The sequence below is a fragment of the Synergistaceae bacterium genome, from assembly GCA_017540085.1.
GTDB lineage: Bacteria > Synergistota > Synergistia > Synergistales > Aminobacteriaceae > JAFUXM01.
The window spans coordinates 21,172-29,957 of the sequence record JAFYBQ010000012.1 but is presented as its reverse complement, the minus strand read 5'-3'; the positions used below and the strand labels follow the sequence as shown (position 1 = coordinate 29,957).

The following is an 8,786-nucleotide window of genomic DNA, read 5'->3' as shown; positions in this document are numbered from 1 at the left end:
GTTCAGCAGTCCAGAGGCTTTAACTTCCCCCCTAGCCGGAGGTAGCCATATTTCTATGGATTGGTAATGCCTGTCCAGCACCTGACATTGCGCAGCAGATTAACCCTCCTTTATAATTTTGTCAAGTGTGGTTTTCAGAACACTTTTTCTCACGGTTTTATACTATTTGCCTATCTAGCTATGCCTCCTTTACTGCAAAAGGGGTAAAAAAATTACTCCCCGTAATCATAACAGGGAGCATAAAATTTACATTAACTGTCCATCGACAGCCATTCATTGACAAGAGTCGCAATCTCTTCCGGATGACTCTTAGCGTAGGCTTTGAGCTGTTCCTCAAGCACCGCCATTTCACCTTGGAACGCAAGCAAGTCCGGGGACGTGAGCATTTCTTGAATCGTCGGGACTTTCTTCCCCTCGGCTTCGATTTCCTCAACCGCAAGACGCGCCCTCTTTGCCCTCAGCCAGACATACAGACCAAGCAGCACTATCAGCAGAACGACTCCCGCCGCTATTGCCCCGTAAATCATGCGCCACATTCTGTCTTGGCGGAGCTGTTCGGCCATTGAGTCGGCGAACGCTGTCGAGAACCTCATAGCACGGACTACTAGACTGTCCCCCCTGTCCCGGTTGAAACCTATCGATGACGCTATGACTTCCTGCAATGCCTCTAGCCTTTCCTCGGTGATTTCGTTGTACTTGTCATCAATGAGGACTGAGGCCGACAATCTCCGCACACCGCCGGGGGTAACTACCTGATCTCCTTTTCGCGTTGTGATTTCGTAGTTTGTCGTGGAGTCGCTCCTGTTGTATTCGCTCTGTACCTGCGATGAGTTTATCGCGTAGCCGGGGATGTTTGTCGTTGTTCCCGGGTTGCCGTTGACGGGGTTACCCTGACCGTTATAGCTTTCTTCCTGCCGCTGATTACTGCGGGGGACTCCTGTGCCTGTTTCGGGATTCGGGGAATATTCAACGTAAGAATTTGTGCGCTTGTCAAAATCAAGATCTATTCTCACGCGGACAACAGCCGTTCCAGGCCCGTAGACCTGCTCAAGCATTACCCGGACTTTGTTCTCTAATTCGCGCTCGTGCTGACGCTCTAATTCACGCTGTACTGATGTTACGGAGTTCGTGCCGTCAGGGTTGTACATTATCATGCTGTCCGAAACCATGTCCGAGAGAATCCGCCCGTTTGTGTCGACTACTGTAACCGCGTCAGGCTCTAAGCCGTCAACGGAATGCGCCACAAGGTGAATGATGGACTTTACCTGAGTCGGGCCGATTGTCGCGCCGGGTCTCAGACGCAATAACACCGAGGCGGTAGAGGGCTTCTGCTGTTCGAGGAAGAGTCTTTGTTCCGGGATTACTACGCTGACTCTTGCGTTCTCTACCTGCTGCATCTGGGAAATCGTCCGGGCTAATTCGCCTTCTATCGCCCGCGTGTATGCTATTCTCTGCTGGAACTCGCTCATTCCCATTGATGAGTCGTCGAAAATCTCAAAGCCCGTTGTGCCTCCCTTGGGCAGTCCCATCTGCGCGAGGGTCAGGCGTGTCTCATACACTGCTCCCCCCGGCATGAGTATCGCGCTGGCTTTCGGGTCAAGCCTGTACGGTATGTTGTTCTCCTTCAGGTAGTCGACTATTGCGGCCTGGTCTGATACATCGAGTCCGGCGTAAAGCGGCTCATATGTCGTGCTGCCCGTCATGAAGATCAGCGCGCCGAGTCCGCCTAGCACAACGAATACAGCAAGGACTATTGACGCTCTCTGCCAGAGTTTAAGCCCAGCCCAAAACGTAAGGAACGAGGCGAACCAGCGTCTTAAACTGTCCATAATCTATTAGCCTGTAATCCGTGAAAGTGCCTGATATGCGTCAAGAAACTTGTTGCGTATCTCCATGACAAGACGCAGTGCCGTGTCAGCCCTAGAGGAGGCAAGCACAACTTCTGAAATGTCTTCAGCGTCTCCTATGGCAAGATCTCGGACTTTCTTCTCCGCTTCAAGCTGGAGGGAATTTACTTTCTTGATTGAGTCCGATAGCATATCTTCAAATGATACTGACGGAGTTTCTTTCTGCCTTGTGTTATCTGTGTAGGTGCTGTATACACTTCTTGCGGCTCTTTGTGTTCCGTTTTGCCCGTAAACCTGTGAAAAATCTATTAGCAGACGCTCCATTTAATATATAAGCCTCCCGGTCAGATAATTTATTTTTCTCGCTCCGTCGATATGCTTCATGATATTTATTTTTATGTGATAATTTCTGCGAGGTAAGGCCGTCTGCCGTCTTCCTGACTCAACATACGGCTGTTAAAATCTTTCGCCCCATCAAATTAATTTTACACCTATTATACTTTTTATTTTCACAGCCAGAATATTTGACAGCAAAAATTCTTCACGCCTGTCAAGTTCACCCGGCGCAAAATATTCTGTATTATACATTATAATAATTGAAATTCACGGCAATACACACATATTGAAAGGGGATATACTCATTCTCATGAAGGCTTTTATTTTTCCGCTGGTCTTCATCTTATCGCTGTTAATTTTTCCGCACGGCACTTCCTCAGCTCTTGAGGCTCCGGAAAATTTCACCGCAAAAATTTCGGCTGTCGACTTCTTTCCCTCCGGCGCGAGATTCACATTCACCGCAGAGCCTGAAGACACCGCCGGAAATTTCAGGGTACTCATTCCCGGAGCATTCCGAAAGGACTCAATACGCCTGCTTAACCCCGGAGACGTTCACGGGGATATTCACATCACGGGATATTCCCGGCCGCAGTGGATTCCCCCGGAGCTTCTGCCGTTAAAGCGTCAGGCCGATGAGCAGTCAGCACTTGTCAACGGACTCAACACACGCAGGGCGGCACTTGAGCAGACATTATCACTCCTCAAAAATTCAGCCCCCGAAAAATCACAGCCGGAAGCGTTATTGCGTTACATTCAGCAAGCGCAGGAACTCAGGCTTGAGACAGAGAACGAGCTTTCAGCCGTAAGACTCAACCTCACGCAGGAGCAGGAAAAATTACGTATGCTGAACATGGAGCTACAGAGCAGAAAGCCTGCGGGCGATACGAGTTTCACGGAAATCACAGGGCAGGCAAAAGGCACAGTATACTTTGAGGCGTTCACGGATTCGGCTTCATGGCGGCCGGGCTACACTCTCGATCTTGACACGCTCACAGGGAAAATCACGGCGGGAATGTATATAGCGGCGTACCAGAGAACCGGGCTGACCTTCACGGGAAAAATTACGTTCCACACAAAGACACCTGACGAGCGAATCTCCTTCCCGGAAATTTCCCCGCTGCAAGTCGGAATAAAGCCGAAAGAGCAGGTTATCGCGTCAATGTCAGGCATAAGGCTCTCGCGAAACAACAGGCAATTCAAATCCGCAAGAAATGCCGCAGAGCCTGAAGCAGATATGTACATGGCCGCAGACGCAATGCCCGAAGAAGAAGCCGCCCCTAAAGCCCCCGCCGTTAATGAGACCCTCGCGGACAGGACAATCACCGCTGAAGGGACTCTCACAGGAGACGGAACCGAGAAAGGACTCGACGCAACCGGGGAGAATTTCACACTGTCGGCAAAAGTTGAGCTGATACTAATTCCCGAACAGCGCGAAAACGCATGGATAATAGCCAGCATGGACGAGGGCAACGAGCATTTGATACCGGGCGAGGCTGATTTGAGGGTTGACGGCTATTCCTCCGGGAAAATTTATCTTGACGAATACGGAAAAGGGCAGAGGCGAATCCCGTTCGGCTATGCGGATCAGATTACGGCAAAGAAAGAGCGTCTCATAGGGAAAACGGGTGTTCACTGGTTCAACGGGGTATTCACAAGCGGCTACAAGATAGAAATCACAAACGGCACAAAGAATCCTCAGACCGTAACAATCAGAGACCGACTCCCAGTCCCGACAGACGAGACAATCAAACTTGAGGTGAAACGCATTGAGCCTAAAGAGAAATCACGCGACAAAGAAAACCGCCTCACTTGGGAGATTGATATTCCCGCCGGAGAAACTGCGCCGATAATTGTGGACTACACATTGAGTTATCCTTCAGGGGAGGAGCTGCAATACAAGTAATGGGACAGAATAATTTTGTCAAATGGATAACAATCCCTCCCGTTGTCGCAATACTTACCATAATGGTAGCTCGTGCAATGGGAGCCGGGAGCATTGTCGGAGAAGTTGACCTAGCTATATGGGGGCTAGTGTGGCTTCTGTTTGTCATCATGAGCATACTTTACGGGCTGTTCATCATTCACGGCTTCAATGTCGGGCTAATATCCCTTCAGGCACTGGCGCAGGGGACTCTGCTATGCCCTATGGCGATAACTTACGGGGCGAGGATGTTCCAGTGGCTTGGCGTGATTATCGCGGTATGCGGGGCGGCGGCTCTTGTCGTGGCGTACAATCAGGAAGAGAACGAGCGCAACAAAATTATCCCGGTTGAAGTCGAAAATGACGTGAAGAGAATCCCGATAAATTTCGCGGTTACAGATAACACAGGAGCGATTCTGAATCTCACGGAAGACATGCTTGACGTTCTTGACATTTCGCGGATGGCCTCAGTCGGGAAAAATATATCGGAGTGGTTCAGCCCCGTGTCAACAACAGCCGAAATCAACGGAAAAATTTGGGACATTGAGCGCAAGAGCATAGATGACGGAAAACGCTTCTGCTTTATCCTGAGACCTAAGACTCTTCCGGCGGGAAATTCTGACAGCAATAACGAATCTTCCGGGCCTGTCGAATTTATTGACCCTGATACGCAGCTGCATACATACTCATACGGAATGGCGAGAATCTCCGATGAGCTTTACCGCTCCGGGAGATATAACCATCCTTTGAGCGCGTTTATGATTCGTCTTGTGTTCCCGCAGTTATTGCCCGATGACAACATGGACAAGTATGTTAATCCTTTCCGGGCTTACTGCGCGAGGGTCATGAAGGACATCCGGCAGTCTGACACGGTGATACAGGCCGGGGAATTTCAGATTATCGCGGTGCTGTCGGAATGCCCGTATCAGATGGTTGACGGGATAATAGAGCGGCTGTCGTCAATCACAAATGCTTTATGCCCTACGTTTGAGGAGTTCCTTCATGTTACGGTGCTCAGTGTCTCAGAGACATACGAGGGCGGGACTAACCTTCCGTCAGCGCAGGATCTTGTAGACAAATTAACACAGCAAATGACGCGGAAATATTCTGCCAACGCATTATCACAATGAGAAGAAGTTTACTGAACAAATTAATACTGGGAGCCTGCACAGGGCCTTTCATGTTCGGGATATTGATATTTGTCCTGATATTTGTAGCGGGAGATTTATTGTTTCAGGCGGCAAAACTCATCATTGAGCAGGGAGTCTCGCTCGGAGTTGTAACGCGCCTGTTCTTTTACCGTCTGCCGGAAGTTGTAGTGATGACTATTCCGATGTCGTCTCTTCTGTCGACCCTCTTGGGAATGTCAACGCTAAACGGAGGAAGCGAGATTATTGCGCTGAAGTCGCTTGGGATTCCGTTCACACGAATATTGCGGCCTGTGTTCTTTGCGTCAATACTGATTTCGCTGATAGGGTTCGGGCTGAATGAAACTGTCGTGCCTTTCGGGGCGGTTGCGGCGGACAAGCTGATGAAGGTTGAGATAATGAAACATCAGGCGGCCGTAGTTCAGGAAAAAGTGTTCCTGCGTGATGAGGAAGGCGGGAAATTGAAGCGTGTGCTGTATATTGATGAGCTTGACCCGGAGAAAGGAGTCCTCAGCGGGATAATGATGCATGAGTTTGACGCTTCCGGGAGGCTCTCCCACACACTAAACGCCCGGCGGGGTCTGTGGCAGCATTCACAGTGGTGGGTTGAGGACGGCAGGATGTACGACATTGACATTGACGGCGAGGTGCGCCTTCTTCTGCGGTTTGAGCGTCAGAGGCTTGCGCTGAGGCTGTCCCCGGAGCAATTGCAGAGCAGCACACGCAGGCCGGTAGACATGAGTGCGCACGAATTATGGAGCTACATAAGGCAGGGGGAGGCATTAGAGTCGCAGATGTCGCAGCTGTGGGTGATGTTCCACCTGAAGACGGCTATCCCGTGGGCGTGCGTAATCATGGCCGTATTAGGCGCGTCATTCGGGGCGTTAAAGCGGGGGCGTTCCGGCGGGGGCGTTGGGTTCGGGATTTCTGTCGTGATTGTGTTCGCGTATTATGTCGTGATGTCTATGTGCAGGGCATTCGGCGAGGCGGGCGCGATTCCTCCATTCATTGCGGGATGGGGGCCTAATCTGCTGTTTCTGGCGGCGGCTCTGTACTTTGCGCGGAAGGTGGACACGATTTGAGCATCGCGCTTCTTGCAGGGGGAGGAGTTTTGCCGATTGAGATTGCCCGCAAACTTTCAGGCATTCAGGAGCCGGGGCTTATATTGTCGCTCGGCGGAAGTGTCCGGGAGCTTTCTCCCTACGCCGGGAAAATCATCATCATGAAAACTCCCAGTCTAGGCCGGGGAATCCGCGAGATAAAATCCTACGGGGCGGACAAATTAATCATGGCCGGAATAATTCCCAAGAAGTTAATATACTGCCTCCCGCTGATATTTGACCCCCTAAGCCGCAAAGTTCTCCGCAATGCCCTTCATGACGATCATTCGCTTTTAGGCTCAATCGTGAAAACTTGCGAGGAAGCCGGAGTCGCAGTAATCCCCTACTGGCAAATACTCCCTGAGTTTATCGCTCCGCACGGAAAACTGTCGTCCCGTTCACCGTCAGCAAAAGAATTTGACGACATCAATTATGCCCGTGAAATATTGCGGGTGATTCTGCCGTGTTCATTCGGGCAGGGTGTATGCGTCTCTGACGGCTCTGTAGTGGCGGTTGAGGCTATGGAAGGCACCGACAGAATGATTCAGAGGGCGGGAGAAATTGCCGGGCGCGGGGTAATCGTGAAGATGATGAAGCCGGGGCAGGATATGCGCTATGATTTGCCGACAGTCGGAACTATGACGCTTGAGAATATGCACATGGCCGGGCTTACATGCCTTGCCGTAGAAGCGGGGAAGACATTAATACTTGAGCCGGATAAATTTTTTGCGCTCGCTGAGAAATATAACATTGCTGTATGGGGGATTGATTATGCAGAAAAAATTTGACGTTAAGAATCATGACACCGACTCGGCGTTGTCTCAGGCACTCAAATATATACATGAACAGCTTGAAGCAATGAAGCTGAAAACGAAAGATGCAATACGTGCGGAATTAATGTGCGAGGAGTCATTAGTGAGCTTGATGAATCACGCAGATTTTTCCGAGCTGCAATATTTCAGCGTTAATGTCAGAAACATTTTCGGCGATGTGATAATTGACCTGAAAGTCCCCGGCCGGGAGTTTGAATTTTCCGGGACGGCTGAACTTTCACCGCTGAAGGATAATGATGCCCTTCAAGAGTCTTACGAGTCAATTCAGCGTCTTGTGCTTCATTCGTTCATGCAGTACATAAGGTACAGGCATTCGGGAAAAATCAACACTGTACGGATCAATGCAGTACTCTCTAATTATTCGGGGCTTTTCAAGACACTGACGGCGTTATTTCTTGCTGTCATTTCGGGATTGCTTCTGAGAAATTTTGCTCCTGAGACCGTATCTATGTTCCTCAACGATAATATTTTCGCGCCGATCCGCTCGGTGTTCCTGAACGGCCTGAAGATGTGCGTAATTCCGATAGTGTTCTGCTCTGTCGTGTCATGTATTGCGGACATGGGCGGGCTTTCGGGAATCAAACAGGCAGGCGGGAAAATCATCAAGTATTTCATCATAGCCAACATTCTTGGACTCGCTGTCGGTTTGTGCATAATGTATATATTCAGGCCGGGCGCGGGCGCGAACATGACGGCAGTATCATCTGAGACTGTGCAGACTCAGCCGCTTTCATTAGCCGGGAATCTTGTTCACATTATCGCGGGAAATATCATCAGGCCGTTTCTTGAAGGGGACATGCTTCAGATAATGGCGATTGCGTTTTTTGTGGGACTGGCAATATCACTCACGGGCGCGAAAATGATACGGAAATTTTCTGATGAGATTAACATGATATTCATGAAGATAACAGAATTTTTCCTGTACCTTACGTACATTGTAGTGTTCTGTTCTGTTGCCTCGATGATAATCACGACAGGAGCGGGGACTCTCTTTTCGGCGGCGGGCGTAATCTTCACGCTGATCGGCGGCCATGTCATAATCTTTGTGATTTTCTGTTTGGCCGTGAAATTCTCCGCAAAACTGAATCCCTTCACGATGATACGAAAATCCGTTCCCTTGCTCGCAACGTCATTCAGCACATGCTCAAGCATAGCGGCAATTCCTGACGCGCTGAAATGTTCTGCTGATATGGGAATACCGTCATCGCTGTATTCTTTCTCAGTCCCTTTAGGATTGTCATTAGGCAAAGCAGCAACACCGGTTTATTATTGGGTGATGGTTCTTTCGGCGGCAAATCTTTACGGCGTTAATATTGCTCCGTCGTTAATCGTCTCGCTTTCTGTAACAATTCTCCTTTTGTCAATCACGACTCCTGCGATGCCCGGCTCAGGGATAATATCTCTGTCTGTTCTTCTGACGCAGGCCGGATGCCCTCTTGAGTTTATCGGATTGGCTGTGAGTATTGAGATGCTTACGGACTTTACTGCAACGATGTCAATATCATTCGGAAATTTAGCCTGCACAGTTCTTGCGGCGGCTGATGACAATATTCTTGACCGCGAGAAATTCAACCGTCCATAAAAATTTTCACAGAAAGAGG

General features: G+C 49.7%; 7 protein-coding genes. 5 read left to right on the top strand and 2 right to left on the bottom strand.

The window, feature by feature from the left end:
• Positions 1 to 251: 251 nt before the first annotated feature.
• Positions 252 to 1,829: a flagellar M-ring protein FliF gene (gene fliF / locus IKQ95_02235; GenBank protein MBR4195515.1), complete on the bottom strand. Its 1,578-nt coding sequence runs from the start codon at positions 1,827 to 1,829 to the stop codon at positions 252 to 254.
• Positions 1,830 to 1,835: 6 nt separating this feature from the next.
• Positions 1,836 to 2,171: a flagellar hook-basal body complex protein FliE gene (fliE, locus tag IKQ95_02230; GenBank protein MBR4195514.1), complete on the bottom strand. Its 336-nt coding sequence runs from the start codon at positions 2,169 to 2,171 to the stop codon at positions 1,836 to 1,838.
• Between the two features lie 322 nt (positions 2,172 to 2,493).
• Here fliE and IKQ95_02225 point away from each other — a divergent pair, with 322 nt between their 5' ends.
• From IKQ95_02225 to IKQ95_02205, 5 genes are read left to right on the top strand one after another with little or no spacing between them, the layout of a single operon-like run.
• Positions 2,494 to 4,086: a DUF4139 domain-containing protein gene (locus IKQ95_02225; GenBank protein MBR4195513.1), complete on the top strand. Its 1,593-nt coding sequence runs from the start codon at positions 2,494 to 2,496 to the stop codon at positions 4,084 to 4,086.
• Entirely contained in the window at positions 4,086 to 5,234 is a 1,149-nt protein-coding gene (locus tag IKQ95_02220) for a hypothetical protein (GenBank protein MBR4195512.1), read from the top strand. Before IKQ95_02225 ends, IKQ95_02220 begins: the two co-directional genes overlap by 1 nt.
• On the top strand, positions 5,231 to 6,334 hold the full coding sequence (locus IKQ95_02215) for an LptF/LptG family permease (protein ID MBR4195511.1): 1,104 nt from the start codon (positions 5,231 to 5,233) through the stop codon (positions 6,332 to 6,334). Before IKQ95_02220 ends, IKQ95_02215 begins: the two co-directional genes overlap by 4 nt.
• Positions 6,331 to 7,140 carry a UDP-2,3-diacylglucosamine diphosphatase LpxI gene (gene lpxI / locus IKQ95_02210; GenBank protein ID MBR4195510.1) on the top strand — a complete coding sequence of 270 codons (810 nt, stop codon included), beginning with the start codon at positions 6,331 to 6,333 and terminating at the stop codon, positions 7,138 to 7,140. The genes IKQ95_02215 and lpxI overlap by 4 nt, the downstream gene beginning before the upstream one ends.
• On the top strand, positions 7,124 to 8,767 hold the full coding sequence (locus IKQ95_02205; protein MBR4195509.1) for a dicarboxylate/amino acid:cation symporter: 1,644 nt from the start codon (positions 7,124 to 7,126) through the stop codon (positions 8,765 to 8,767). Before lpxI ends, IKQ95_02205 begins: the two co-directional genes overlap by 17 nt.
• The last annotated feature ends 19 nt before the right edge of the window (positions 8,768 to 8,786 follow it).